The 24613-nt window shown below is 71.1% G+C and carries 24 protein-coding genes; 13 read left to right on the top strand and 11 right to left on the bottom strand.

The genetic code is table 11. From position 1 onward, the window contains the following. The first annotated feature begins 184 nt into the window (after nucleotides 1–184). Entirely contained in the window at nucleotides 185–1375 is a 1191-nt protein-coding gene (locus tag ACFYNL_RS22755) for a zinc-dependent alcohol dehydrogenase (protein ID WP_388806402.1), read from the top strand. A gap of 12 nt (nucleotides 1376–1387) precedes the next feature. Here the strand turns inward: ACFYNL_RS22755 and ACFYNL_RS22750 are convergent, their stop codons facing one another. Both ACFYNL_RS22750 and ACFYNL_RS22745 read right to left on the bottom strand, forming a co-directional pair. After that, nucleotides 1388–2458, bottom strand: coding sequence for an ATP-dependent DNA ligase (locus tag ACFYNL_RS22750; protein WP_388806400.1), 1071 nt, complete (start codon nucleotides 2456–2458; stop codon nucleotides 1388–1390). Nucleotides 2459–2691: 233 nt separating this feature from the next. Continuing rightward, a complete protein-coding gene (locus ACFYNL_RS22745; RefSeq protein WP_388806399.1) occupies nucleotides 2692–2916 on the bottom strand; it encodes a hypothetical protein in 225 nt (74 codons plus the stop codon). A gap of 114 nt (nucleotides 2917–3030) precedes the next feature. Between ACFYNL_RS22745 and ligD the strand changes: the two genes are divergently transcribed. Next, nucleotides 3031–4065 carry a non-homologous end-joining DNA ligase gene (gene ligD / locus ACFYNL_RS22740; RefSeq protein WP_388806397.1) on the top strand — a complete coding sequence of 345 codons (1035 nt, stop codon included), beginning with the start codon at nucleotides 3031–3033 and terminating at the stop codon, nucleotides 4063–4065. Here the strand turns inward: ligD and ACFYNL_RS22735 are convergent. Both ACFYNL_RS22735 and ACFYNL_RS22730 read right to left on the bottom strand, forming a co-directional pair. Further along, nucleotides 4052–6205, bottom strand: a complete 2154-nt coding sequence (locus ACFYNL_RS22735; RefSeq protein ID WP_388807281.1) for an OmpL47-type beta-barrel domain-containing protein — start codon at nucleotides 6203–6205, stop codon at nucleotides 4052–4054. The genes ligD and ACFYNL_RS22735 overlap by 14 nt on opposite strands. 56 nt (nucleotides 6206–6261) lie before the next feature. Beyond that, nucleotides 6262–8748 (bottom strand): ThuA domain-containing protein, encoded by a 2487-nt coding sequence (locus tag ACFYNL_RS22730; RefSeq protein ID WP_388806395.1) that lies wholly within the window; start codon nucleotides 8746–8748, stop codon nucleotides 6262–6264. 178 nt (nucleotides 8749–8926) lie between these two features. On the opposite strand from ACFYNL_RS22730, the gene ACFYNL_RS22725 reads away from it, so the two are divergent. The 4 genes from ACFYNL_RS22725 (at nucleotide 8927) to ACFYNL_RS22710 (ending at nucleotide 12076) form a co-directional block, all read left to right on the top strand. Continuing rightward, nucleotides 8927–9940 (top strand): multicopper oxidase domain-containing protein, encoded by a 1014-nt coding sequence (locus ACFYNL_RS22725; RefSeq protein WP_388806393.1) that lies wholly within the window; start codon nucleotides 8927–8929, stop codon nucleotides 9938–9940. Nucleotides 9941–10068: 128 nt separating this feature from the next. Next, the gene (locus tag ACFYNL_RS22720) at nucleotides 10069–10335 is read left to right on the top strand and encodes a hypothetical protein (protein ID WP_388806391.1); all 267 of its coding nucleotides are present in this window, start codon (nucleotides 10069–10071) and stop codon (nucleotides 10333–10335) included. A gap of 169 nt (nucleotides 10336–10504) precedes the next feature. After that, a complete protein-coding gene (locus tag ACFYNL_RS22715) occupies nucleotides 10505–10807 on the top strand; it encodes a hypothetical protein (protein ID WP_388806389.1) in 303 nt (100 codons plus the stop codon). 231 nt (nucleotides 10808–11038) lie between these two features. Next, the gene (locus tag ACFYNL_RS22710; RefSeq protein ID WP_388806387.1) at nucleotides 11039–12076 is read left to right on the top strand and encodes a LacI family DNA-binding transcriptional regulator; all 1038 of its coding nucleotides are present in this window, start codon (nucleotides 11039–11041) and stop codon (nucleotides 12074–12076) included. A gap of 137 nt (nucleotides 12077–12213) precedes the next feature. On the opposite strand, the gene ACFYNL_RS22705 is transcribed toward ACFYNL_RS22710, so the two are convergent. Beyond that, nucleotides 12214–13005 carry a VOC family protein gene (locus tag ACFYNL_RS22705; protein ID WP_388806385.1) on the bottom strand — a complete coding sequence of 264 codons (792 nt, stop codon included), beginning with the start codon at nucleotides 13003–13005 and terminating at the stop codon, nucleotides 12214–12216. 281 nt (nucleotides 13006–13286) lie between these two features. Here ACFYNL_RS22705 and ACFYNL_RS22700 point away from each other — a divergent pair, with 281 nt between their 5' ends. Next, nucleotides 13287–13547, top strand: a complete 261-nt coding sequence (locus ACFYNL_RS22700; RefSeq protein ID WP_388806383.1) for a WhiB family transcriptional regulator — start codon at nucleotides 13287–13289, stop codon at nucleotides 13545–13547. 408 nt (nucleotides 13548–13955) lie between these two features. On the opposite strand, the gene ACFYNL_RS22695 is transcribed toward ACFYNL_RS22700, so the two are convergent. The 5 genes from ACFYNL_RS22695 to ACFYNL_RS22675 all read right to left on the bottom strand — a co-directional run bounded on the left by ACFYNL_RS22695 (nucleotide 13956) and on the right by ACFYNL_RS22675 (nucleotide 20698). Beyond that, nucleotides 13956–14930, bottom strand: coding sequence for an acyl-ACP desaturase (locus tag ACFYNL_RS22695; RefSeq protein WP_388806381.1), 975 nt, complete (start codon nucleotides 14928–14930; stop codon nucleotides 13956–13958). A 218-nt stretch (nucleotides 14931–15148) separates the two neighbouring features. Further along, a complete protein-coding gene (gene ddaH, locus ACFYNL_RS22690) occupies nucleotides 15149–15925 on the bottom strand; it encodes a dimethylargininase (protein ID WP_388806379.1) in 777 nt (258 codons plus the stop codon). A 101-nt stretch (nucleotides 15926–16026) separates the two neighbouring features. After that, entirely contained in the window at nucleotides 16027–18282 is a 2256-nt protein-coding gene (locus ACFYNL_RS22685) for an ATP-binding cassette domain-containing protein (protein WP_388806377.1), read from the bottom strand. A gap of 10 nt (nucleotides 18283–18292) precedes the next feature. Further along, nucleotides 18293–19972 carry an ABC-F family ATP-binding cassette domain-containing protein gene (locus ACFYNL_RS22680; protein WP_388806375.1) on the bottom strand — a complete coding sequence of 560 codons (1680 nt, stop codon included), beginning with the start codon at nucleotides 19970–19972 and terminating at the stop codon, nucleotides 18293–18295. A 309-nt stretch (nucleotides 19973–20281) separates the two neighbouring features. Continuing rightward, entirely contained in the window at nucleotides 20282–20698 is a 417-nt protein-coding gene (locus tag ACFYNL_RS22675; RefSeq protein ID WP_388806373.1) for an SsgA family sporulation/cell division regulator, read from the bottom strand. Between the two features lie 242 nt (nucleotides 20699–20940). Between ACFYNL_RS22675 and ACFYNL_RS22670 the strand changes: the two genes are divergently transcribed. Continuing rightward, nucleotides 20941–22056, top strand: a complete 1116-nt coding sequence (locus ACFYNL_RS22670) for a WD40/YVTN/BNR-like repeat-containing protein (protein WP_388806372.1) — start codon at nucleotides 20941–20943, stop codon at nucleotides 22054–22056. A 48-nt stretch (nucleotides 22057–22104) separates the two neighbouring features. Further along, nucleotides 22105–22428: a plasmid stabilization protein gene (locus ACFYNL_RS22665; RefSeq protein ID WP_388806371.1), complete on the top strand. Its 324-nt coding sequence runs from the start codon at nucleotides 22105–22107 to the stop codon at nucleotides 22426–22428. A 3-nt stretch (nucleotides 22429–22431) separates the two neighbouring features. Here the strand turns inward: ACFYNL_RS22665 and ACFYNL_RS22660 are convergent, their stop codons facing one another. Next, nucleotides 22432–22728 carry a YciI family protein gene (locus ACFYNL_RS22660; RefSeq protein WP_388806369.1) on the bottom strand — a complete coding sequence of 99 codons (297 nt, stop codon included), beginning with the start codon at nucleotides 22726–22728 and terminating at the stop codon, nucleotides 22432–22434. A gap of 63 nt (nucleotides 22729–22791) precedes the next feature. Between ACFYNL_RS22660 and ACFYNL_RS22655 the strand changes: the two genes are divergently transcribed. The 4 genes from ACFYNL_RS22655 to ACFYNL_RS22640 all read left to right on the top strand — a co-directional run bounded on the left by ACFYNL_RS22655 (nucleotide 22792) and on the right by ACFYNL_RS22640 (nucleotide 24608). Further along, nucleotides 22792–23487 (top strand): endonuclease V, encoded by a 696-nt coding sequence (locus ACFYNL_RS22655; protein WP_388806367.1) that lies wholly within the window; start codon nucleotides 22792–22794, stop codon nucleotides 23485–23487. Between the two features lie 62 nt (nucleotides 23488–23549). Then, nucleotides 23550–23696, top strand: coding sequence for a morphogenic membrane protein MmpA (gene mmpA, locus ACFYNL_RS22650; RefSeq protein ID WP_388806365.1), 147 nt, complete (start codon nucleotides 23550–23552; stop codon nucleotides 23694–23696). A gap of 99 nt (nucleotides 23697–23795) precedes the next feature. After that, nucleotides 23796–24257, top strand: a complete 462-nt coding sequence (locus tag ACFYNL_RS22645; RefSeq protein WP_388806363.1) for a DUF6325 family protein — start codon at nucleotides 23796–23798, stop codon at nucleotides 24255–24257. Between the two features lie 60 nt (nucleotides 24258–24317). Continuing rightward, nucleotides 24318–24608 (top strand): SHOCT domain-containing protein, encoded by a 291-nt coding sequence (locus ACFYNL_RS22640; RefSeq protein WP_388806361.1) that lies wholly within the window; start codon nucleotides 24318–24320, stop codon nucleotides 24606–24608. Nucleotides 24609–24613: the final 5 nt, after the last annotated feature.

Genomic DNA, 24613 nt, shown 5'->3' with positions numbered 1-24613 from the left:
GTGCGCTTATCAGTTAATAGATGCCCATACCCGTTCGGTTCCGACCCGTCTGCGGTGGTCCACCTATCGGCCCACGGGCCGGCGGCCGATCGGGTCCGTCGAGCGGTTCGGCCGAGGACCCCAGGGGTACCCGGCGCCCACCGTACGAACGGACGCGCACTGGCGACGGAGGGAGCACGGGGCGATGAGGGCAGTGACCTGGCAGGGCAAGCGTGACGTGCGCGTGGAGAACGTGCCGGATCCCCGGATCCAGGAGCCGACGGACGCGGTCATCCGCGTCACGTCGACCGGGCTGTGCGGCTCCGACCTGCATCTGTACGAGGTGCTCACCCCGTTCATGACCCCGGGGGACATCCTCGGCCACGAACCGATCGGCATCGTCGAGGAGGTCGGAGCCGCCGTGCCGGACCTCCAGGCCGGCGACCGGGTCGTGGTGCCGTTCCAGATCGCCTGCGGCAACTGCTGGATGTGCCTCACCGGGCTGCCGACCCAGTGCGAGACCACCCAGGTCAGCGGCGAGGGCATGGGAGCCGCCCTGTTCGGCTACACGCGGCTGTACGGCTCGGTGCCGGGTGCCCAGGCCGAGTACCTGCGGGTACCGCAGGCGCAGTTCGGCCCGATCAAGATCCCCGAGGGCCCGGCCGACGACCGGTTCGTCTACCTCTCCGACGTCCTGCCCACAGCCTGGCAGGCGGTCGAGTACGCCGGGATCCCGCAGGGCGGCAGCGTCGCGGTGCTCGGCCTCGGGCCCATCGGTGACATGGCCTGCCGGATCGCCCGGCTGCGGGGCGCCGGACGCATCTTCGGCGTGGACCTGGTGCCGGAACGACTGCGCCGGGTGCGGGAGCGGGGCGTGGACACGTACGACCTCACGTCCTTCGACGACGAGAAGGAACTGGTCGCCGCGATCCGCGACGAGACCGACGGCCGTGGCCCGGACGCGGTGATCGACGCGGTCGGCACGGAGGCCCACGGCAGCGCGGTGGCCCGGCTGGTGCAGAACACCTCCGCCCTGCTGCCGCGCAAGCTGAGCGGCCCGATGGCCGAGCGTTTCAGCGTCGACCGGCTCGCCGCCCTCTACACCGCCATCGACCTGGTACGGCGCGGCGGCACCATCTCGCTGTCCGGCGTCTACGGCGGTATGGCCGACCCGCTGCCGCTGCTCACGCTGTTCGACAAGCAGATCCAGATCCGGATGGGCCAGGCCAACGTCCGCCGCTGGAGCGACGACATCGTGCCGTACCTGACGGACGACGATCCCCTCGGCGTCGACGACTTCGCCACGCACCGGGTGCCGCTGAGCGAGGCTCCGCACGCGTACGAGATGTTCCAGCGCAAGGAGGAGGGCGCCATCAAGGTGCTGATGAAGCCCTGACGCTGCGGTGGCTCAGACCTGCGGCGCGAAGATCTCCGCGAGGTCGTAGCGCACCGGCTCCTCCAACTGCGCGTAGGTGCAGCTCTCCGGGGTGCGGTCGGGGCGCCAGCGGCGGAAGCGGGCCGTGTGCCGGAAACGCGCCCCGTTCTCCATGTGGTCGTACGCCACCTCGGCCACCCACTCCGGCCGCAGCGGGACCCAGGACAGGTCCTTCTTGCCCGACCAGCGGCTCGGCGCGCCCGGCAGCCGGGCCGACTCATGCGCCGCCTCGTCGGACCAGGCGGCCCACGGGTGCCCCCGCACCTCCTCCATGCGCAGCGGCTCCAGCTCCTCGACGAGTTCGGCGCGCCGCTTCATCGGGAACGCCGCCGACACGCCCACGTGCTGCAGGACGCCGTGGTCGTCGTACAGGCCGAGCAGCAGGGATCCCACCACCGGACCGCTCTTGTGCAGGCGGTAGCCCGCGACGACGACGTCCGCCGTCCGCTCGTGCTTGATCTTGAACATGGCGCGCTCGTCCTGGAGATAGCGCAGGGTGAGCGGCTTGGCGATGACACCGTCGAGCCCGGCCCCCTCGTACTGCTCGAACCATCCCTGGGCCGTCTCGATGTCGGTGGTCGCCGGGGCCACATGCACCGGAGCCGTCACACCGGACAACGCCGTGGTGAGCAGCGCCCGCCGGTCCGCGAGCGGGACGTCCAGCGTGGACCTGTCGTCCAGCGCGAGCAGGTCGAAAGCCACGAAGGACGCGGGGGTCCGCTCGGCCAGCATCCGCACCCGGGAGTCGGCCGGGTGGATGCGCTCGGTGAGCGCGTCGAAGTCCAGCCGCCCCTCCCGTGCGATCACGATCTCCCCGTCCAGGACGCACCGCTGCGGCAACCGCTCCTTCAGACCCGCCACCAGCTCCGGAAAGTACCTGGTCAACGGCTTTCCGGTACGACTGCCCAGCTCGACTTCGGCCCCGTCCCGGAACACGATCGCCCGGAACCCGTCCCACTTCGCCTCGTACTGCATGCCCGGCGGGATCCTCGCCACCGACTTGGCGAGCATCGGCTTCACGGGCGGCATCACCGGCAGGTCCATGCTCCGACTCTACGAGCGGTTCCCGAAGCCCGCCTGCCGCACGCCCGCACCACGGCACTCCCCGTCACCTGGGTGTTTGCCCCGTCCCGCCGGGCCCGGCCAGACCGCCCGGAACGCATGCCGCTGCCGACGCGCCCACCCGGGAATGCGCTACCGAGCGAGGCCGAGCCCGTGGGCGTACGACAGCGCTTCCTCAGCCGGTCCTGCCGAGGCGCCGAGTCGAGGTTCTGTCCTCACCCGGCGGTCCCGGTCCAGACCTGTGGGCCGCCGCCCCGCCACTCGATCCACGTGGCCGCCGCGACGTCCTCCGGCTCGACGTCCTCATGGCCGAAGCGGCGCAGGAACTCGACGATGTCCAGCAGCGTGTACGCCATCCCGAGGAAGTGATCACCGGCACGGACCCGTCGCCCGCCGTCCTCGGCGGGCGGGTAGACGATCACGGGCGGCGGCGTCTGCATGGCACCAGGATCATGCGGCGCCCCCGGGCCCGCATCCGGGCGCCCCGGCTCGGGCGCCCGGATGCACGGCCGCCCGGTGTGCGAGGTGTGCGCCGTCCGCCTACCGTGGCACGCATGGCAGAAGCGGTGGAGCTGGAGGCGGGCGGCAGGACCGTGCGCCTGTCCAATCCGGGCAAGGTCTTCTTCCCCGAGCGCGGCTTCACCAAGCTCGACCTCGCCCGCTACTACGTCGCCGTCGGGCCCGGCATCCTGCGCGCGCTGCGCGACAGACCCACCACCCTGGAGCGCTACCCGGACGGCGTCACCGGCGAGTGGTTCTTCCAGAAGCGGGCACCGAAGAACATGCCCGACTGGATCCCCACCGCCCACATCACCTTCCCCAGCGGCCGCAGCGCCGACGAGATGTGCCCCACCGAGGAGGCCGCCGTCCTGTGGGCCGCCCAGTACGGCACGCTCACCTTCCACCCCTGGCCGGTGCGGCGCGACGACGTCGACCGTCCCGACGAACTCCGCATCGACCTCGACCCGCAGCCCGGCACCGACTACGACGACGCCGTCCGCGCCGCCCACGAACTGCGTGCCGTGCTCGACGAGTTCGGTGGCCTGCGCGGCTGGCCCAAGACCTCCGGCGGCCGCGGCCTGCACGTCTTCGTACCGATCGAGCCGCGCTGGACCTTCACCCAGGTGCGGCGGGCCGCGATCGCCGTGGGCCGGGAGATGGAGCGGCGGATGCCGGACCGCGTGACGATCAAGTGGTGGAAGGAGGAGCGGGGCGAGCGCATCTTCCTCGACTACAACCAGACGGCCCGCGACCGGACCATCGCCTCCGCCTACTCCGTACGGCCACGCCCGCACGCCCCGGTCTCCGCGCCGCTGCGCTGGGACGAGGTGGGCGTCGCCCACCCCCGGGACTTCGACCTGGCCACCATGCCCGCCCGCTTCGCCGAACTCGGCGACGTACACGCGGACATGGACGACCACCGCTTCTCCCTGGAGGCCCTGCTGGAGCTGGCCAACCAGGACGAGCGCGACCACGGACTCGGTGATCTGCCGTACCCGCCCGAGTATCCGAAGATGCCGGGAGAACCCAAGCGGGTACAGCCGAGCCGCGCCAGAAAGGCACCCGAGGCGCCTCCTACAGCTCCTTGATCCGGATGTCCCGGTACGACACCACGTCCGTCGTGCCGTGCACCTGGAGCCCGACGTAGCCGGAGGCGAACCGGCGCCCGTCCGTGCCCGGGTCGTCCGAGCGCGGCGGCGTGAACGCCTGGCCGCCGGCGTTGTCGAACTCGTTGATCAGCACGCCGTTGCGGTACACCGAGTAGTGCTGGTCGACCACACGGATCTCGTAGTCGTTCCAGGTGCCCTTCTGCGTGACGCCGGCGCCCGCGAGCCCGACGCGGTCGAAGCCGTAGACCGAGCCCGTCTTGTACATGTCGCCGTCGGGCCGGTCGAGCACCTGCACCTCATGGCCGTACTTGATGGCGACCCACTCCGGACGAGGCTCCTCCGGGTGGTCGTGGATCCACGGGAAGCGGACGAACACGCCGGAGTTGGCGTGGCCCGTGCCCGGTGCGTCGTCCCGCCACTGGAGCCGCAGCGAGAAGTCACCGTACTTGCGCTGCGGGAACCACAGCATGCCCAGACCCGGCCTGGTCGTCCCGCTGGTGATCGACCCGTCGGCGTTGAGCCCGAACGAACCGCCGCCCACGTGCTGCCACTTGGCGAAGGACTCCGCGCTTCCGTCGAGGATCGGACGGTAGCCCTCGGTCTGACCCGGCTTGCCGATCCCCGACTGCCGGGCGGCCTTGCGGACGGCGTCGTACTCGCGCCGGTCGACGACGCCGTCCCTCAGGAGCTCGTCCAGGACCGTCGTGACGTGCTTGAGGAACAGCGCGTGGGACGTCCACTGCTTCTCGTCCTCGATCAACTCGTTGATCCGGCACCGGCTGTCGGTCAGGCGGTTCGGGACACCCGAGTCGACCGTGCCGACGATCACCGTCAACCGCTCGTCGAACTCGGGGCAGTTGGGGGCGGGCACCTGACCGGACACCACGGTGAAGGTCACCGTGCGCGCCGCCGACGTGTTGCCCGCCTTGTCCGTCGCCCGGTACGCCAGGGTGTGGGTACCCGCGCGGTCGACGACCACCGGGGCGCCGTACGCCAGGTACGGCCCGCCGTCCAGCGCGTACTCGATCCGGTCGATCCCCGAACCGTGCGCGTCGGTCGCCGTGAGGGTCACCCTGGCGTTGCCGACGTACGCCCCGTCCGAGTTCCTCGTGCCCTCGACCGTCACACCCGTCACCGGGGGCGTCGTGTCCGGGTCCGGCGTCACCACGACGGTGAACCGCACACTCTTCTCGGCGGCGACGTTGCCCGCCTTGTCGGTGGCCCGGTAGCGCACCGTGTGCGTACCGGCCTCGTGCACCATGACGGGCGCGGTGTACGGCCGCCAGGCGCCCGAACCGATCGCGTACTCGACGGTGTTGACGCCGGAACCGGTGTCGGAGGCGGTGACGGTGACGGTCGCCATGTCGATGTACGCACCGTCGGGGTTCTGCTCGCCGGTGACCGTCGCCGACGTCTCGGGCGCCGTCGTGTCGTCGGTCGGCGGCGCGACGACCGTGAACGCGACGCTCTTCTCCGCCGAGACGTTGCCCGCCTTGTCGAAGGCGCGGTAACGGATCCTGTGGTCGCCGACCCGGTCGACGACGACCGGGGCGGTGTACGGCTGCCAGACGCCCGCGTCACCGGCCGCGTACTCGATCCGGTCCGGTCCGGAGCCGCCCTCGTCGGTGGCGTGGATCGCCACGCTCGCCGAACCGACGTACTGGCCCTGTGCGTTCTGCACCCCGCTGACGTGGGCCGACGCCTCGGGCGCCGTCGTGTCCTCGCCGGTGCCCTCGGTCACCACGAGGATGCCCTGCATCTGCCCGTGACCGGGAATCGTGCAGTAGTAACGGTAGCGGCCGGGGGTGAGCGTGACCTCGGCGGTGTGCCGGCCGCCCTGGTCGTCGTTCGGGTTGGCGAGGAGGTTGAGCTGCACATCGCTGTTGAACTCGACGTCCGAGGTGTCGAAAGTCAGCGTGTGCGGCATCCCGGTGGTGTTCCCGGTCGCCGTGCTGTTCTCGAAGACGATCGTCGCCCGACCCGCGACGGCCGTCGTGGGCGCCGTCGTGTACTTGGTGATGTCGTCACCGGCGGTCCAGGTGAGCACCTGCGCAGCCGCGGCCGCGTCGGACGGGGCCTCGGGCTGCCCGGCGGCGGGCGCGGCCTGCAGGCCCAGCATCACCAGCAGCGCCGCCAGCAGCGTCGTCCAGACTCTTCGTTGCCGACTTCGGCGTATCACCGGCCTCCTCCTCTCGCCAGCAGGTCGGCGGCCGGAGTCGGCCCACCGCCCGTGTAGGTCACCCGCCACAGCGCCGACCTGGCGTCCGAGGTGAAGAAGCCGCGGCCGTAGTCGAGCACGTACAGCGCGCCGTCCGGGCCGAACTTCCAGTCCATGAGGTTCCTGATCCCCTCGTTGCCGGTCGGCACGATCTTCTTCAGCGACTCCGAGTGCACCGGCAGCCCGCCGTCCCCGTGCGTCTTGGGGTCGGTGATCACCGCGTTGCGGGGCTGGTCGCCGTCGTAGAAGTCGCCGACGAACCACTTGCCGTCCCAGTACGCCGGCCACCTGACGCCACTGTCGGCCGATGCGGCGTCGTCGTACCGGTAGACCGGCCCGTTCATCGCCGCCTGTCCGCCGCCCTTGAGCCAGGGCAGCCCGTACGTGGCCTCGTCCTGCTTGTACGACGGCACACCGTTCGCGTCGCGCGGGAAGTCCGGGGCGCCGCCCTGCGGCGAATACCAGATGTTGTTGCCGGTGACCGGCGGGAGGTTGACGAGGCCGTCGTTGTTCGGTGACTCGTTCTTCGGGTGGTCACAGTCGTACCAGCCCAGCGGCTTCGTCGGATCGGGCAGGTTGCGGTCCCGGTAGGGCTGCTTGTTGCCCATGCAGTACGGCCAGCCCCGGTTGCCCGCCTCGGTGATGACGGCGAACGTGTCGTACTTCGCCGGGCCCCAGGTCGGGGAGGGCGCCGAGGCGTCCGGGCCGACCCAGCCGGCGTACAGGGTGTCGGTCCGCTGGTCGACGAAGATGCGCGCCGGGTTCCTGACGCCCATCACATAGATCTCGCCGCGCGTCTTGCCTCCGCCCTCGGCGGTCTCCTCGCCGGTGAAGAGGTTGCCCTCGGGGAGCGTGTACGTCCCGTCCGGCTCCGGGTGGATGCGCAGGATCTTGCCGTTGAGGTTGTTGGTGTTGCCGGCGGTGCGGCGCGCGTCGGCGAAGGACACGCCCTTGTAGTTCGGTTCCGGGTTGTTGCCCGAGTAACCGTCGCTGAAGCGGCTGGAGTTGTTGTCGCCGGTCGCGATGTACAGGTTGCCCTCGGAGTCCCAGGCCATCCCGCCCCCCGCGTGGCAGCAGCTGTGGATCTGCACCGGCCACGAGAGCAGCACCTTCTCACTGCCCAGGTCCAGCTTGTCGGTGGCCGGGTCCAGGGTGAAGCGGGAGACCCGCCGTTCGGCCATCCGCGTGTCGCGGTTGATCCGCGAGTGCGGGGTGTAGTGCAGGTACACCCAGCCGTTCTGCTCGAAGCGCGGATCCAGCTCGATGCCGAGCAGCCCCTCCTCCACCTTGATCAGCTCGTCCCCGCCGCCCTTGTTGCCGAAGACGGTCAACTCGCCCGCGAGCGTGACCTTCTTGGTCCTCGGGTCGTAGACGTGGATCTCGCCCTTGCCCTTGCCGATGTCCGGGTTGTTCCAGTCGGTGACGACCGGCTGGGAGGAGTCGGCCCCGCCCCGCCCGATGTACAGCACCCGTCCGTCGGGCGCCGTGACCAGGCCGTGGGGCTCGCCGATCTGGTCGTTGCGGCCCGGCTGGTTGGCCTTGGTCAGGCGCTCGGCCTGGTAGTTGCCGGTGATGGTGGCCTTGCAGTCGGCCTGGGCGAGCCGGGTGGTCCACAGCAGGGCGCCGCGCAGATGCGTACGGAAGTCGGTCTCGTCGTACGACGACACCGTGCCGCCCATGCCGGTGTAGAAGGAGCGGCCGCCGTCGTAGTCGCGGCACCAACTCACCGGGTGGTCCCAGCCGTTGGCGCCCGTGCCGGGCCGGTACGACGCCTCCCGGACCCGGGCGACCGTGTGCACCGTGCCGGACGGGTTCTTGGCCCAGTTCAGCCACTTGTCCGGCCGCTTCCACTGCAACGGCAGGTCCTTGGTGGCCGGATGCCGCCGGTCGCCGACCTCGACGACCGCCCGCTGCACGTCCGCCGGGCCACCGGACGCCGGGCGGGCGCCGATCAATCCGCTGAACCAGTCCGAGTACGGTTCGGCGCGGGCCGCGTCATGGATGCCGACGAAACCGCCGCCCGCCTCCATGTAGGCCTCCAGGCCCGCCTCCTGCTCCGGGTCGAGTACGTCGCCGCCGCCCGTGAGGAACACGATCGCGTTGAAGCGGCCCAGCTTCGTCCCGTCGGTGAAGACCGAGGCGTCCTTGGTGGCCTCGACCTTGAAGCGCCGGTCGGCCGGCCCGGACAGGCCGATCTTCTCGATCGCCTCGATACCGGCGTTCACCAGGGGCGACTCCTCACCGGCCGCCGCCGACCCGTGGAAGATCAGCACCCGTACATTTGCGCCGCCCGGCGGCGACTTGACGGACATCGTTGTCAGGGATGGCTCAGGGGCCGGGCGTGCGTCGGCTGCCGGGGCCGACATCACTCCGGCGGCGACGGCCCCGGCAGCCACGGTGGCCACCCAGGTGCGTCTTCTCGCGCTCAGCCCTCGCACGTGCATGGGCACCTCCTCGGTCACAGCAACAGCGACAAGGAAGCTAGACCCCTTTGAGCGACTCGCCAATACCTATGACCGGACTGGGGCGAACTTTGTCCTGACAGTGGATGAACGGCGCGACGGCCGGTACCGTCTCACCGGTTCATCCCCGCAATGTCCGTACTGCCATGGGGAGTTCGGCATGGACAGAGGCAACAGACGCAACGTCGACAGGCGTACCTTCAACCGGCGCGTACTGCTGGGCGGCGCGACCGTCGCGACATCGTTGTCGCTGGGGTCGGTGCCCGAGGCCGCGGGCGCCGACGCCCCGCCCAGGACGGCCCCGGCCGGCGGCGAGATTCGACACATCAAGCTGTACGCCGAGAAACTGGCCGACGGGCAGATGGGATACGGCCTGGAGAAGGGCAAGGCGACGATCCCCGGCCCGCCGATCGAGCTCAACGAGGGCGACACCCTGCACATCGAGTTCGAGAACGCGATGGACGTACCGGTGAGCCTGCACGTCCACGGGCTGGACTACGAGATCACCAGCGACGGCACGAAGTTGAACAGGAGCCACGTCGAACCCGGCGGCACCCGTACCTACACCTGGCGCACCCACGCCCCCGGCCGCCGCAAGGACGGCACCTGGCGGGCGGGCAGCGCCGGTTACTGGCACTACCACGACCACGTCGTGGGCACCGAACACGGCACGGGCGGCATCCGCAAGGGCCTGTACGGGCCGGTGATCGTGCGCCGCAAGGGCGACGTCCTTCCCGACGCGACCCACACCGTCGTCTTCAACGACATGCTCATCAACAACCGACCGGCGCACAGCGGCCCCCATTTCGAGGCCACGGTGGGCGACCGCGTCGAGTTCGTGGTGATCACGCACGGCGAGTACTACCACACCTTCCACATGCATGGTCACCGCTGGGCGGACAACCGTACGGGCATGCTCACCGGGCCCGACGACCCCAGCCAGGTCGTCGACAACAAGATCGTCGGCCCTGCGGACTCCTTCGGCTTCCAGGTGATCGCGGGTGAGGGCGTCGGCGCGGGCGCCTGGATGTACCACTGCCATGTGCAGAGCCACTCGGACATGGGCATGGTGGGGCTGTTCCTGGTGAAGAAGGCGGACGGGACGATTCCCGGGTACGACCCGCACGAACACGGCCATGGATCGTCCTCCTCGGGGTCCGCGCACCGGCATTGACCCCCATGTGCGGGTGACCCTGTCCTGACGCGTGGCGAACTGGAAGCGGTACTGGCACCCGGACCCGGTCCGGAGGCGCTGCGGGACGGCTTCCTGCGCGCCCCGGACGCCGCGGTCACGGGCAACGGGTGCGGACCGACCTGCCGTTCCCCGGCACCGCCACCGCGCTGATCCCCGGTGTGCTGCCGGGCGTCGAGGCGTACACGGTGAAGGTGAACGCCAAGTTCCCCGGCGCGCGGCCCGCGTTGCGCGGGGTGCTCTGCCTGCACAGCGGGCAGGACGGGGAGTTGCCGGCGCTGCGGGTCTCCGGCGACCGTGGCGGCGTGGCGCACCGGGCTGTCGCCGGCGCTGGGGACCCCACCTGCTGGCCGGCCCGGCGCGCGTCCTCGGCGTGATCGGCGCGGGAGCCCAGGGCGAGTCGATGGTGCGGGGCTTGGCGGAGCTGCGGCAGCACCGCGCGCTCGTCGTCCACGACACGGACGCCGAACGGGCCGCCGCGTTCGCGCTACGGCATCGGGGCCGGGCCGTGTCCTCGGCGCGGGAGGCGCCGCGGCCGCCGACACCGTGCTGCCGGCGACCTGGGCCCGAGAGCCGCTGCTGCGGCTGCCGGACACATCGGAAGGCCGGGACCTGACGAGCCTGGGCGCCGACGAACCCGGCAAGCAGGTGCTGTCCGCCGATCTGCTGTCCGCCGACCTGCTGCGGGCCGCGCTGTTCATGGTGGACGAGCGTGAACTCGCCGCGAGTACGGAGGACCTGGCGGCGGTCGGCTCCCGCCGCGCGCCGCCCGCCGCCGACGCCACCTTGAGGGACGTGCCGCGGGGCGACCATCCGGGGCGGGTGAGCGCCCGGAGCCGTACGGTCTAAGCGCGCGTGGGGCCGCCAGGTCTACGCGCGCGTGGGGCTGCCCTGGCAGGACCTGGCGCCGAGCCGGCCGGCGTACCGGGCGGCGCGGCGGGAGGGTGTGGGGCGGACGGTGGACCTGCCGGCTTGAGGTCCAGGAGCGCCTTCGGTGATCCACGAACGACCCGAGAGCGCTCTCACCTCCGGCTTCCCGGCGGCTATCCTGATCCGCAACCGCCGACGAGGAGCCCCGAAGTGACCGACACCGCCCCGCGTCCCACCCTGGAGGCCGTGGCCGCACGGGCCGGTGTCTCGCGGGCCACCGTGTCCCGGGTGGTCAACGGCGGGGACGGGGTCAGGGAGCCACTCGTCGAGCGGGTCCGCAAGGCCGTCGACGAGCTCGGGTACGTGCCCAACCAGGCCGCCCGCAGCCTCGTGACCCGGCGGCACGACGCCATCGCGGTCGTCGTCGCCGAACCCGAGACCCGGGTCTTCGCCGACCCTTTCTTCGCCCTGCAACTGCGCGGCATCAGCAAGGAGCTGACCGCCCACGACAACCAGCTGGTGCTGCTGCTCACGGAGGGCCGCGACGACCACGCCCGGGTCGGCCGCTACCTCGCAGGCGGGCATGTCGACGGGGCACTCGTCTTCTCGCTGCACCTCCAGGACCCGCTGCCCGAGCTGATCCAGCGCGCCGGCGTACCCACCGTCTTCGGCGGACGCCCCGGTTGGCACGGTGACCGGGACGGCGTCGTCTACGTCGACAGCGACAACCGCGGCGGTGCCCGCGACGCCGTACGCCATCTCGCCTCCCTCGGCCGCACCCGCATCGCGCACATCACCGGCGCCCTCGACCAGACCTCGGCGGTGGACCGGCTCGACGGCTACCGGGACGTCATGGTCGGCGCCGATCCCCGGCTCGTCGTCGAGGGCGACTTCACGCCGGGCGGCGGGGAACGGGCGATGCGCGAGTTGCTGGAACGCTGTCCCGATGTGGACGCGGTGTTCGCCGCCAACGACCTCACCGCGGCCGGCGCCCTTCGGGTGCTGCGCGAGGCGGGACGACGGGTGCCGGACGACGTCGCCGTGGTCGGGTTCGACGACATGCTGCCTGTCGCGGAGCAGACCGACCCGCCCCTGACCACGGTCCGTCAGGACATCGAGGAGATGGGCCGGCTGATGGCCCGCCTGCTGCTGCGGGGCCTCGACCGGCACACGGCCGAGCCGGACCTGGACGCCATGCCGTCCGGCGTCGTCCTGCCGACCACGCTGGTGCGGCGGGCTTCCGCCTAGGGTCTGTCGTTCGGATCAGGTGGGCTGAGAGAGACTGCGCCTCTCAGCCCACCCGAACAGCAGACCGGGGCCCCTCGTTCGGGTCGGCCGGGGCGAACGGCTGCACGTAGCCGGCCCGAGCGGGCCCCCGGCGTTGCTCAGCCCTGCGGCGGCTCGCTCCTGATCACCGCGAAACGTGCCCCGTAGGGGTCGGCGAGCTTGGCCACCCGGCCCACGTCCGGCAGATGCGTGGCGGGCATCCGGACCGTGCCGCCCAGTTCCTGCGCCCTGGCGACCGTGGCGTCCGTGTCGGTGACCTCGAAGTACGGCAGCCAGTACGCGGGGCCGTGCGCCTCCGCCGGGTCGTCGGCCTTGTCCACGACCCCGCCGAACATGGCGTCCTCCCCTTCACCTCCGGGCGCGAACGTCGTGTACGTGCCGCCGAAGAAGTCGACCGCGAAGGTCTCCATCCCGAGCGTCGCGTTGTAGAACCCCGCCGCGCCCGGCACGTCCGTGGTGTACAGCTCCAGCCAGCACAGTGAGCCCGGCTCCTGGACGACGTCCATGCCCTTGTTGGTGCCGGGCTGCCACAGGCCGAAGCCGACGCCCGCCTTGTCGGCCAGGACGGCCATGCGGCCCAGGTCCATCACGTCCATGGGCTGCACCAGAACCGAGCCGTGCGCCTGCTCGGCGGCCTTGGCCGTGGCGTCCACGTCCGGCGTCCGGAAGTACACGGTGAAGGACGGCGGGCCCTGTTCCTGTGTGGTCTGCATGCCGCCGGCCACGGTCCTGCCGTCCAGCTGGAAGAGGCCGTAACCACCGGTCTCGGGCCCGCCAGGCTGGAAACGCCAGCCGAACAGCCCGCCGTAGAAGGAACTCGCGCCCTCGATGTCGGGCGTGCCGAGGTCGATCCAGTTCGGCGCGCCCGTGACATAACGGGTGGTGAGCATGATCGCCCTCCTCGGAAGGGTCCCGTTGCCTGCTCTGCCGAGTCTCGCACCGCCCACTGACAACCGCTGCCGGAAGCACGCAGTCGGCGGAGGCGACCTACGGTGACCGGGGTCGTGACCGGCTGCCGCCCTCCGGCGCCCGCTCCGCTCCCGCTCGCTCCCGCGCGCCGTCGTGCACCGCGACGCGCGGCAGGGGACCATCGGCTCGGCCCGGGGCCCGGCCGCGCCTCGTATATCGCGCGTTGATCGAACGTTTTTCGCCGACCGGCACGATCCCGGGCATGCACATCGAAACGATCGCAACGATCACCTCGCCCGATCTGGCCTGGCAGCAGGAGGCGTTGTGCGCGCAGACCGGAGCGGACTTCTTCTTCCCCGAGCCGGGCAGCTCCGTGCGGGAGGCGAAGCGGATCTGCGGCATGTGCCCGATCCGCTCCGCCTGCCTCGAGTACGCCTTGAACAACGACGAACGCTTCGGCGTCTGGGGCGGCCTCTCGGAGAAGGAACGACTCCAGCTCAGGCGCACCTCCCGCTGGACGTGAACCGGTGCGGCCGTTCGCCCGGTCGGTTCGCATCCGATTCCCGGGCGATGTCCGCCGGAACCGGAACACACTGGTTCGCAGCCGGCCGCCCCGCCCTCTTCGCGAGGGGGAGCCTGAGCACGCCAGACGATCGCGCCCGCCGTCCCCACGGCTTCCGCGTGTTCCCGTGGAACGTCCCCATCAGCGCCGGCCGGGCGTCCTCACGGTCACCCGTCACCCACGTGCTCATGCCGGTCCTTGCCTGACCCGCTGGGCGGTGTCCTCGCCGGCCGGGCCGGGCAGAAGCCCGACCGCCTTCCTCCACCCCGCTGTTCGCACGCGTACAGGGCGAGCAGGGGCCCGTACCGGGACGACGACGGCCGGCCCGCAGGTGAGCGGGCCGGCCGTCGTCTCGGCGGGTGCTACCGGTCAGCCGGCGGCGCGGGCCGCCATCCGGGCCTTGCGCGCCGCGAGCCTCTCGTCGAACTTCGCGGCCTCGGCGTCGAGGCCGCCCATGTACAGCCCCAGCTCCTCCTGCGCCTTCTGCCCCTCCGGGCCGAGTCCGTCGATCTCCATGATCTTCAGGAAGCGGAGCACCGGCTGCAGGACGTCGTCGTGGTGGATGCGCAGGTTGTACACCTCACCGATGGCCATCTGGGCGGCGGCGCGCTCGAACCCGGGGATGCCGTGCCCGGGCATGCGGAAGTTCACGACCACGTCACGCACCGCCTGCATCGTGAGGTCCGGCGCGAGCTCGAACGCCGCCTTGAGCAGGTTGCGATAGAAGACCATGTGGAGGTTCTCGTCGGTCGCGATACGCGCCAGCATGCGGTCGCAGACCGGGTCACCGGACTGGTGGCCGGTGTTGCGGTGCGAGATGCGGGTCGCGAGCTCCTGGAAGGCCACGTAGGCGACCGAGTGCAGCATCGAGTGCCGGTTGTCCGACTCGAAGCCCTCGCTCATGTGGGCCATCCGGAACTGCTCCAGCTTGTCCGGGTCCACCGCGCGCGAGGTGAGCAGGTAGTCGCGCATCACGATGCCGTGCCGGCCCTCCTCGGCGGTCCAGCGGTGCACCCAGGTGCCCCAGGCGCCGTCCCGGCCGAAGAGCGAGGCGATCTCGTGGTGGTAGCTGGGCAGGTTGTCCTCGGTCAGGAGGTTCACGACCAGGGCGATGCGGCCGATCTCGGTGACCTTGGACTGCTCCTTGTCCCAGGCCTCCCCGTCCTCGAAGTGGCCGGGGAAGTTACGGCCGTCCGTCCAGGGCACGTACTCGTGCGGCATCCAGTCCTTGGCGATCTTCAGATGCCGGTTGAGTTCTTGCTCGACGACTTCCTCCAGCGCGTACAACAGCCGGGCGTCGGTCCAGACGGCAGGACTGCCGAGGTGAGGGGAAGTGATCGTCACGGGTACTCCAGGGGGACGCACAACACAGGCAGGCCCCCGGCGAGCGGTCGCCGGGAACTTACGGGATCGTAGGCTACGAAGCCGTAGGTTACGAAGCCGTAGGTTAAGAGTGATGTAAAGGCCGCTGATCAGCGGCTGTTTTCGTCCCGCCTCACCGGGGACGCGAAAAGCCCCAGGACCCGCAGGTCCTGGGGCTGGAGAGTCTCGCGTTCAGCCGGTCAGGCGTACAGCTCCCGCATGCGGACCGAGAGACATGTCACACATCCTTCGAGCTTCTCGAACTCGCTGATGTCCACGACGACGGGTTCGTGGCCGAGGTCGGCGAGCAGTTCCGCCGTCTTCGGCGCGCTCGCGGCCATCAGCAGCTTGTCGCCCCCGAGGAGCACCACATGGGCGCCGGACTCCTCCGGAACCGGCAGGAAGCGCGGGAACAGTGACGGGACGTCCAGCTGCGGGATCCGGCCGAGGATCGTTCCGTCGGGCAGCGCCGTGATCGCCGACTTCAGGTGCAGCACCTTGCCGACCGGTACGGCGACGACCCGTGCGCCCAGCGGTTCGAAGGCGGCCCGCAGCTGCTGGATGCCGGCCGCGTTGGTACGGCCGCCGCGGCCTACGTAGATCGTGTCGCCGACCTTCAGGACGTCGCCGCCCTCCAGCGTGCCCGGTTCCCAGATCCAGTTCACGGAGCAGCCGAGCGAGGCGACGGCCTCCTCGACGCCGACGGTCTCCCCGCGCCGGGACTCGGCACCGGGCCGGGTGATCAGCGCGACGTTCCGGTACATGACGACCGTGTCCTCGACGAAGACCCCGTCGGGGCAATCGTCGGCCGGGTCGACCTCGATCGTCTCCCAGCCGTGCGTCCGCAGGGCCGCCACGTACGCCTCCCACTGCTCGACCGCGAGGTCGACGTCCACCTGCTCCCGCTCGATGTGCGTCACCAGCCCTTCGGCGAGGCGCGGGCTGGGGCGGCGGACGAGGGCCTTCTTGCTGGGCACGACGGGATCTCCGGATCGGTGGCGGGTGTCGGCGACCATGATGCATCGGCCACCGGTCCGCCATCATGCAGGGCCTACCCGCCGGTACAAAACCCTCGTGGTCAGGCTGTGGCCCTCCTGAGATGCTCCGCGGTGAAGGAGCCGTGTGCCGCGAGGAGCTGCCGCGGGGTCCCCTCGAAGATCACCCGGCCTCCGTCGCGACCGGCGTCCGGCCCCAGGTCGATGATCCAGTCGGCGTGCGCCACCACGTCCAGGTTGTGCTCGACGACCACCACCGTGTTGCCCGCGTCGACCAGCCGGTCCAGTAGCCCGAGGAGCCCGTCGACGTCCGACATGTGCAGCCCGGTCGTCGGCTCGTCGAGGACGTACACCGCGCCGGTGCGGTGCAGCCGCGTCGCCAGCTTGATGCGCTGCCGTTCCCCGCCGGACAGCGTGGACAGCGGCTGGCCCAGCGTGAGGTAGGTCAGCCCCACGTCCCGCAGGGCGCGCAGACGCCGCCGCAGGCCCGGATCCCGGAAGAACTCCAGTGCCTGGTCCGCCGTCATCTCCATCACGTCCGCGATGGAGTTGCCCCCGACGGTCAGCCGCAGCACCTCGTCCTTGAAGCGCCGTCCCTCGCAGTCGTGGCACGTCGTGGTGACCGGATCCATGAAGGCGAGGTCGGTGCAGATGATCCCGCGGCCCTCGCAGGTGCCGCACGCACCGGAGGAGTTGAAGCTGAACAGGCCCGGCTCGGCGCCCGTCTCGCGGGCGAAGATCTTCCGTACCGTGTCCATGATTCCCAGGTACGTCGCCGGAGTCGACCGCCCCGAGATCCCGATCGACGACTGGTCCACCACCACCGCGCCCTCGTGAGCCGTCGTGAACTGCGCGACGAGCGTGCTCTTCCCGGACCCGGCGACGCCGGTCACCACGGTCAGCACCCCGGTCGGGAACCGCACCGTCACCTCCCGCAGGTTGTGCCGGTCGGCGCCCTTCACCCAGAGCCCACCGTTCGTCGGCCGTACGTCCGCCTTGATCGCCGTACGGCGGCCCAGGCACCGCCCGGTCACCGTGCCCGACCCGGCCAGCTCGGCCGGCGTCCCCTCGAACACGACCCGTCCGCCGTCCGCGCCGGCCGCCGGTCCCATGTCGACGACGTGATCGGCGAGGGCGATGAGGTCCGGGTCGTGCTCGACCACCAGCACGGTGTTGCCCTTGTCGCGCAGTCGCAGCAGCAGGTCGCCGAGCCGTCCGACGTCGCGTGGGTGCAGGCCGACGCTGGGCTCGTCGAAGATGTAGGTCATGCCCGTGAGGCTGGAGCCCAGGTGGCGGACCGTCTTCAGGCGCTGTCCCTCGCCGCCGGAGAGCGTGGACGTCTCGCGATCGAGGCTGAGATAGCCCAGGCCGATGGCGTCGACGCGTTCGAGTGCGGTGACGGCGGCGCGTGCGACGGGGCCGGCTACCGGGTCGTCGATGTCCTTGAGGACCGCGATCAGGTCGGTGACCTGCATGCGCGCGCACTCCGCGATGTTCCGGCCGTTGATCCGGGTCGCGAGCGCCGCCGCGTTGAGCCGGGCCCCGTCGCAGGCCGGGCAGGTGCCCTCCGTCAGGTACGCCCGCACCAGGTCGCGGGTCTTCTGGCTCATCGCCGACAGGTCCCGCTTCAGGTACAACCGCTCGAAGCGGGTGGCCAGGCCCTCGTAGTCGGTGGTCCAGGTGCCGCCCGAGCCGGACACGCTGACCTTGCTGCCGGGGCGGCCGCGCATCAGGAACTCGCGTTCGGCGGCGGTGAAGCGCCCGACGGGTTTGTCCGGGTCGAGGTCGGCGCTGTTGGTGTACGTCTGCCCCTGCCAGGTGCCCGCGGCGAAGGGCGGGAAGCGCACCGCGCCGTCGGCCAGGGAACGGGACGGGTCGAGGATGCGGTCCCAGTCGGGCCGGACCGACCGCCCGAGGCCGTCGCACTCCGGGCACATACCGGACGGGTCGTTGAACGAGTACGCGGTCGCCGGTCCGGCGCTGGGGGCGCCGTACCGGGAGAACAGCACCCGCAGCACCGACTGGATGTCGGTCATCGTGCCGACCGTGGACCGGGAGTGCCCCCCGATCGGCCGCTGGTCGACGACGATCGCGGGGGAGAGGTCCTGGAGGTCCTCCGCGTGCGGGCGCTCGTACTTGGGCAGCCGGTTGCGCACGAACCACGTGAAGGTCTCGTTCAGCTGGCGCTGGGACTCCACCGCGATCGTGTCGAACACGACCGACGACTTCCCCGATCCCGAAACGCCGGTGAACACGGTCAGCCGGCCTTTCGGGATGCGGAGCGTGACGTCCTTGAGGTTGTTCTCCCGGGCTCCGGTGATGGTGATGAAATCGGGCATGCAGTCGAAGCTAGGCGGTATACCCGACAGCTTCTGGCGTGATTTCCTTCAGTTCTCCGTCCTCCAGCATCAGCCAGCGCGTGATGCCGATCGACTCCAGGAACGGCAGATCGTGGCTGGCCACGATCAGTGCCCCCTCGTACGACTCCAGGGCGGTGGTGAGCTGGCGCACGCTCGCCATGTCCAGGTTGTTCGTCGGCTCGTCCAGCATCAGCAGCTGCGGTGCCGGCTCCGCCAGCATCAGCGCGGCCAGCGCCGCCCGGAAGCGCTCGCCTCCGGAGAGGGTCTCCGCCTTCTGGTCGGCACGGGCGCCCCGGAACAGGAAGCGGGCCAGCCGCGCCCGGATCCGGTTGTTGGTGGCGCCCGGCGCGAACCGGGCCACGTTCTCGGCGACCGTCAGCTCGGCGTCGAGGACGTCCAGCCGCTGCGGCAGGAAGCGCAGCGGGACATGGGCCGTCACCTCACCCGCCACCGGCGCCAGCTCCCCGGCGATCGTCCGCAGCAACGTCGTCTTGCCCGAGCCGTTGCGCCCGATCAGCGCGATCCGCTCCGGGCCGTGCAGATCGAGACCACCGGTCACCCGGGCGCCGTACACGAGTTCCAGCTCCCGCAGCGTGAGGACGCTGCGGCCCGGCGGAACGGCCGTGTACGGCAGGTCGACGCGGATCTCGTCGTCGTCCCGTACGGCCTCCACCGCGTCGTCGAGCCGCTCCCTGGCCTCGGCGAGCTTCTCCTCGTGCATGATGCGGTGCTTGCCCGCGGACTCCTGCGCCGCGCGCTTGCGTGCCCCCATGACGATCTTCGGCTCGCGCTTCTGGTCCCACATCTTCTGGCCGTACCGCTTGCGGCGGGCCAACTTGACCTGAGCGTCGACCAGTTCACGCTTCTGCTTCTTCAGGTCGGCCTCGGCGACCCGCACCATGCGCTCGGCCGCCTCCTGCTCGATCTCCAGGGCCTGCTCGTACGCGGAGAAGTTGCCGCCGTACCAGGTGATCTCGCCCACCCGTCTGCCACCACCACCCTCGGCCGAGGCGCCTCGCGCCGCAGGACTCACTCGGCGCAGATCGGCGATCTGGTCGACGAGGTCGAGCAGTTCCCGGTCGTGGCTGACGACGACCATCACGCCCGGCCAGGACTGGACGGCCGTGTACAGCCGCCGGCGCGCGTACAGGTCGAGGTTGTTGGTGGGCTCGTCGAGCAGCAGGACGTCGGGGCGGCGCAGCAGCAGCGCGGCCAGGCGCAGCAGCACGGACTCGCCGCCCGAGACCTCGCCGATCGTGCGGTCCAACTCGACGTGTCCGAGCCCGAGTTCGCCGAGCGTGGCGAGGGCGCGCTCCTCCACGTCCCAGTCGTCGCCGACGGTCTCGAAGTGCACCTCGGCCACGTCGCCCGCCTCGATGGCGTGCAGCGCGGCCCGCTTGGCGGCGATGCCGAGCGCCTCGTCGACCTTCAGGCCGGTGTCCAGCGTGACGTTCTGCGGGAGGTAGCCGACCTCGCCCGCGACGCGTACGGCGCCGTCGAGCGGGGTGAGTTCACCCGCGATGAGCTTCAACAGGGTTGACTTTCCTGACCCGTTGATCCCGACGAGGCCGGTGCGGCCGGGGCCGAAGGCGACGTCGAGGTTCTCGAAGACGGGGGTGCCGTCGGGCCAGGTGAAGGCAAGGGACGTACAGGTGATGGAAGTAGACATACGGGGCCTCCGCGGATGCTCGAAGCGATCAAGGGCAAACGCGTTTCGAGACACCGGCGACCCACGGGGAGGCCTCAGGAGGGCATGAGAAAAGCCCTGTTTCCGGAGGACGGCTCGAACGCCGAGGTCGCACGCAGCGCACACACCTCAGGTGTGACGCGGTGTCTCAGGACCTCAGACGAGCAACGTCCTTCTCCAATCGACGGCAACAGGACCGTTCTACACCGTAGGAGCGGGTGCCGACGGTGTCAACGCATTTGACGGTCCTGCCGCGGAGGGCTCAGCGGGGCAGACCCCGGGCGGGACGCCTCAGCAGGCGTCCCGCATCAGCTCCGCGAGGTCGTGGTCCAGGTCGAGCTGGAGGTGCTCCAGCCCCAAGGGCACCAGCTCGCTCGTGGCCTGCAGGAAGCGCCGCACATCGCCGGAACGGATGTGCACGACCGCCGTGCCCTCGGGGGCGTGGAACTCCAGGACCGTGCGGTCGAAGCCGTACGGCCGCACCCGGACGTCCCCGTGGCCCTCGGGGCCCTCCAGGCCGGACACCAGCAGCTCACGGCTGAAGGTCCAGCAGACCTCGACACCCTCCAGGGTGGCCGGCGCCGGGAAGGTCATACGGACGGCGAAGGGGTCGCGCCGGTCGTAGTGAAGGGTCGCGGGAATGCTCGGCATCCGCGGCGCGGCGGCGACGAGACGGGCCTCGACGGGCTGCTCGATGACGGTGGACAACGCCTTGCTCCCTTGTGACGGCTGGACGACTATCCGGGCGGACGAGACGGGGCACTGGTAGAGACGATGGAATCGGCCAATCCGTGCACCCCGAAGCCGAGTGACCTCGGTCACCGCCTTCATGCACGGGAGGGATCCGTATGCCCCTGTGTGCCAGGAAAGTCACCTGTGTCTCCCGGTCCCTGCTGTGGCTCCCGAGGCCATCTGGACGCCGATACGGCACTGGACTAGCTTCGCCCGCCATGAGGCGTTCGGGGAACACGCGACGGTCGGGGTACTGGTTTCGGACAAGTGCGGCGGGGGTGGCCTGCGGTGCGGCGCTGACCGCGCTGACCGTCGTACCCGCACAGGCGCGGGCACAGACGGACCTGCCGGAGCGCAGGGCCCCGCACTGGGAACCCAAGGACAGCGGCGCGCCCGAGGTGCGCTTCCGCGGGCTGTCCGCGGTCAGCCGGAGCACCGCCTGGCTGGCCGGAACCCAGGGCACCGTCCTGCGCACCACCGACGGCGGCACGACCTGGCGGAACGTCTCACCGCCCGGAGCCGGCGAACTCCAGTTCCGGGACGTCGAGGCGTTCGACGCGCGCCGCGCCGTGGTGCTGGCCATCGGAGAGGGTGAGGCGTCCCGTGTGTACCGCACGGACGACGGCGGCGCGACCTGGACCGAGTCCTTCCGCAACACCGACGCGCGGGCCTTTTACGACTGCCTCGCCTTCTTCGACCACCGGCACGGCCTGGCGATGAGCGACCCGGTGGACGGCCGGTTCCGCATCCTGTCGACCAGTGACGGCGGCCGCTCCTGGACGGTGCTGCCGAACTCGGGGATGCCCGCCGCGCTGGAGGGTGAGGCCGGCTTCGCGGCGAGCGGGCAGTGCCTGGTCACCTCTGGACCGAAGGACGTCTGGCTGGCCACCGGCGGGGCCGCACGCGCGCGCGTGCTGCACTCCGCCGACCGAGGGCTCACCTGGACGGCCGCCGACACACCGGTCCCGGCCGGCGACCCGGCCCGCGGCGTCTTCGCCCTGGCCTTCCGCGACCGCACGCACGGCCTCGCGGTCGGCGGCGACTACCGCCCCGACCAGCCCTCCCCGCGGGCCGCCGCCCGCACCGGCGACCGGGGCGCCACCTGGCGGGCCGCCGCGAACCCGGTGCCCGCCTACCGCTCCGCGGTCGCCTGGCTCCCGCACAGCCGCACCGCCGCCCTCGCCGTCGGGCCCACCGGGACCGACCTGACGACGGACGGCGGCCGCACCTGGCGGACCGTCGACAACGGCTCGTACGACACCGTGGACTGCACGCCGGACCTCGGCTGCTGGGCGGCGGGGGAGAAGGGCAGGGTCGCGCGGCTGGAGAGCTGACGCCGGAATGTGGGTACTCGGTCGCGGACTGCGAGAGGAGTGACTCACATGCCAGCCGGTTCGAGCCCGAAGCGGGAACGCCAGTACGAGCACATCAAGAAGAGCGCCCAGGACCGGGGCGAGAGCGCCTCGCGCGCCGAGGAGATCGCGGCGCGGACGGTGAACAAGGAACGCGCACGGTCCGGCGAGTCCAAGTCCGCCAGCCGTACCTCCACCCAGGACATGTCCTCGGGCAAGCGGGGCGGCCGGCGGTCCGGCCAGGGCTCCCAGGGCCCCACCCGCGACCAGCTGTACGAGGAGGCCAAGAAGCGCAACATCCACGGACGTTCGGACATGAACAAGAGCCAGCTCAAGCAGGCACTGGGCAAGTGAGGCTCAGCCGGGCGTCTCACGGTACCGTGCCAGCTCCGGGGCCGTTTTCGTGGCGGCGAACTCGGTGACGCGGTACGCGCACACCCCGGCCACGACGAACGGATCCGTGGCGGCGACTTCCTCGATGAGCGCCCGGTCCCCCGCGACGGCGAGGATCACCCCGCCGTCGCGGGGGTTCTTGCGCCCGGACGCGAGGAAGAGGCCCTTGTCGTACTGCTCGTCGAGCCACGCCACATGCGCCTCCAGCACGGCGTCGACGGCAGCGAGCGGTGCGGTGTAGGTCAACTCCAGTACGAACATGATCGCGAGACTACCCCCGCGGCCCGCGCCCGCCGGCTCCGGCCCCGTACGCTCGTGCCCACCATGACGACCGTACGCATTCCCGCGGGCTGGCCCGCGACCGACGAAGAAGCCCGCGCCGTCCAGGACGAGTTGCGCGAGCGGGTGGTGCTCGACGAGCCGGGACCGCCGCCGGGCTCCGGACACGTCACCGGTGTCGACGTCGCCTACGACGACGAACGGGACGTGGTCGCCGCCGCGGCCGTCGTCCTGGACGCGGCGAGCCTCGACGTCGTCGCCGAGGCCACCGCCGTCGGGCGGATCTCCTTCCCGTACGTCCCCGGCCTGCTGGCCTTCCGCGAGATCCCCACGGTGCTGGCCGCGCTCGACGCCCTGCCCTGTCCGTCCGGACTCGTCGTCTGCGACGGCTACGGCCTCGCCCACCCCCGCCGCTTCGGCCTCGCCGCCCACCTCGGCGTTCTCACCGGCCTGCCGACCATCGGCGTGGCCAAGAACCCCTTCACCTTCACCTACGACGACCCCGGCGCCGCACGCGGCTCGTCAGCGCCCCTCATGGCCGACGAGGAGGAGGTCGGCCGCGCCCTGCGCACCCGGGACGGCGTGAAACCGGTGTTCGTGTCCGTCGGCCACCGCGTGAGCCTCGACAACGCCTGCGCCCACACCCTGGCGCTGACGCCCGCGTACCGGCTGCCGGAGACCACACGCCGCGCGGACGCCCTGTGCCGGCAGGCGCTGAAGGAGGCGACCCGCGCGATCTGAGTACGTGCCCTGAGTACCCGTACGGATGTGGCGGGACCGGCCCCGTCGGCAGGGTGGGCCGCATGACGACGCACCGCTCCCCGAAGCCCCTCGCCGACCCCGACCGCCCCGTCGAGCGCGCCGTGACGGCGGCGCTGGTTCTGGCCACACTGGCCGGGCTGGGCTGGATCGCCGGGATGATCTACACGCTCTCGGAATGGCCCCTCTAGGACCGCCCGGACCCGGCGGACCGGCTCGCGCCTGAACATGCAGACGGCCGTTCACAATGCTGCAATGGCTGAGGGGGCCCGTCCGGCTGAGGAGCGGCCATGCACCAGGACATCGGGGAGATGGGGCCCGTCGACTACCTGATCGTCGAGTTCCCCGGCAGCCGTATGACCGGAGAGGGCCTGCCTCTCCTCGTGGACCTCGTCGACAGAGGCATCATCCGCATCCTCGACCTCGTCTTCCTCCGCAAGGGCACCGACGGGTCGGTCGAGGCGCTGGAGCTCAGGAACATCGGGGACGAGGTCGATCTGACGGTGTTCGAGGGAGCCTCCTCGGGACTGCTGGACCAGAGCGACCTGGAGGACGCCGGTGGCGCTCTGGAGCCCGGAAACTCCGCCGCGGTCCTGGTGTACGAGAACGTGTGGGCCGCGCCCCTGGCCGGTGCGCTGCGGCGCGGCGGGGCCGAACTGGTGGCCAGTGGGCGCATCCCCGTGAACGCCCTGCTGGCCTCGCTGGACGCCGCCGAGGGGACTACCCCTGCGGGCGGGGTCACCGCCGGGTGAGAGCGGCTTCCGCCGGCCGGCAGCGCCACACCGCGCACGGATCGCAGGGAGATGAGTGACATGCCAGGACTCCTCCGCGGCGTCGCCCGCACCGCCGTCATCTCGGGTACGGCCACAGCGGTGTCCAACCGCGTCTCACGGCGCCAGGCGGGCCGATGGGCGCAGCAGGACCGCGAACGGCAGCGCACCTACGAGCAGGACGTCGTGCCGCCCGCGCCCGCCGCCGCTGCACCGGCTGCCGACGACATGACCAGCAAGATCGACCAGCTGAAGCAACTCGCCGACCTCAGGGCCGCGGGAGCGCTCACCGACGAGGAGTTCGCGGCCCAGAAGCGCCGGGTCCTCGGCTGACGCGG

This window comes from Streptomyces sp. NPDC007808, from assembly GCF_042868655.1.
In the GTDB taxonomy this organism is placed as follows: domain Bacteria; phylum Actinomycetota; class Actinomycetes; order Streptomycetales; family Streptomycetaceae; genus Streptomyces.
This window is presented reverse-complemented; position numbering and strand designations above follow the sequence as displayed.

What these genes read in the sequence shown, in the direction of transcription:
- ACFYNL_RS22755 (WP_388806402.1), top strand. Translation starts at nt 185, where the DNA reads ATGAGGGCAGTGACCTGGCAGGGCAAGCGTGACGTGCGCGTGGAGAAC.
- ACFYNL_RS22750 (WP_388806400.1), bottom strand. Translation starts at nt 2,458, where the DNA reads ATGGACCTGCCGGTGATGCCGCCCGTGAAGCCGATGCTCGCCAAGTCG.
- ACFYNL_RS22745 (WP_388806399.1), bottom strand. Translation starts at nt 2,916, where the DNA reads ATGCAGACGCCGCCGCCCGTGATCGTCTACCCGCCCGCCGAGGACGGC.
- ligD (WP_388806397.1), top strand. Translation starts at nt 3,031, where the DNA reads ATGGCAGAAGCGGTGGAGCTGGAGGCGGGCGGCAGGACCGTGCGCCTG.
- ACFYNL_RS22735 (WP_388807281.1), bottom strand. Translation starts at nt 6,205, where the DNA reads ATGCTGGGCCTGCAGGCCGCGCCCGCCGCCGGGCAGCCCGAGGCCCCG.
- ACFYNL_RS22730 (WP_388806395.1), bottom strand. Translation starts at nt 8,748, where the DNA reads ATGCACGTGCGAGGGCTGAGCGCGAGAAGACGCACCTGGGTGGCCACC.
- ACFYNL_RS22725 (WP_388806393.1), top strand. Translation starts at nt 8,927, where the DNA reads ATGGACAGAGGCAACAGACGCAACGTCGACAGGCGTACCTTCAACCGG.
- ACFYNL_RS22705 (WP_388806385.1), bottom strand. Translation starts at nt 13,005, where the DNA reads ATGCTCACCACCCGTTATGTCACGGGCGCGCCGAACTGGATCGACCTC.
- ACFYNL_RS22700 (WP_388806383.1), top strand. Translation starts at nt 13,287, where the DNA reads ATGCACATCGAAACGATCGCAACGATCACCTCGCCCGATCTGGCCTGG.
- ACFYNL_RS22685 (WP_388806377.1), bottom strand. Translation starts at nt 18,282, where the DNA reads ATGCCCGATTTCATCACCATCACCGGAGCCCGGGAGAACAACCTCAAG.
- ACFYNL_RS22680 (WP_388806375.1), bottom strand. Translation starts at nt 19,972, where the DNA reads ATGTCTACTTCCATCACCTGTACGTCCCTTGCCTTCACCTGGCCCGAC.
- ACFYNL_RS22670 (WP_388806372.1), top strand. Translation starts at nt 20,941, where the DNA reads ATGAGGCGTTCGGGGAACACGCGACGGTCGGGGTACTGGTTTCGGACA.
- ACFYNL_RS22665 (WP_388806371.1), top strand. Translation starts at nt 22,105, where the DNA reads ATGCCAGCCGGTTCGAGCCCGAAGCGGGAACGCCAGTACGAGCACATC.
- ACFYNL_RS22660 (WP_388806369.1), bottom strand. Translation starts at nt 22,728, where the DNA reads ATGTTCGTACTGGAGTTGACCTACACCGCACCGCTCGCTGCCGTCGAC.
- ACFYNL_RS22655 (WP_388806367.1), top strand. Translation starts at nt 22,792, where the DNA reads ATGACGACCGTACGCATTCCCGCGGGCTGGCCCGCGACCGACGAAGAA.
- mmpA (WP_388806365.1), top strand. Translation starts at nt 23,550, where the DNA reads ATGACGACGCACCGCTCCCCGAAGCCCCTCGCCGACCCCGACCGCCCC.
- ACFYNL_RS22645 (WP_388806363.1), top strand. Translation starts at nt 23,796, where the DNA reads ATGCACCAGGACATCGGGGAGATGGGGCCCGTCGACTACCTGATCGTC.
- ACFYNL_RS22640 (WP_388806361.1), top strand. Translation starts at nt 24,318, where the DNA reads ATGCCAGGACTCCTCCGCGGCGTCGCCCGCACCGCCGTCATCTCGGGT.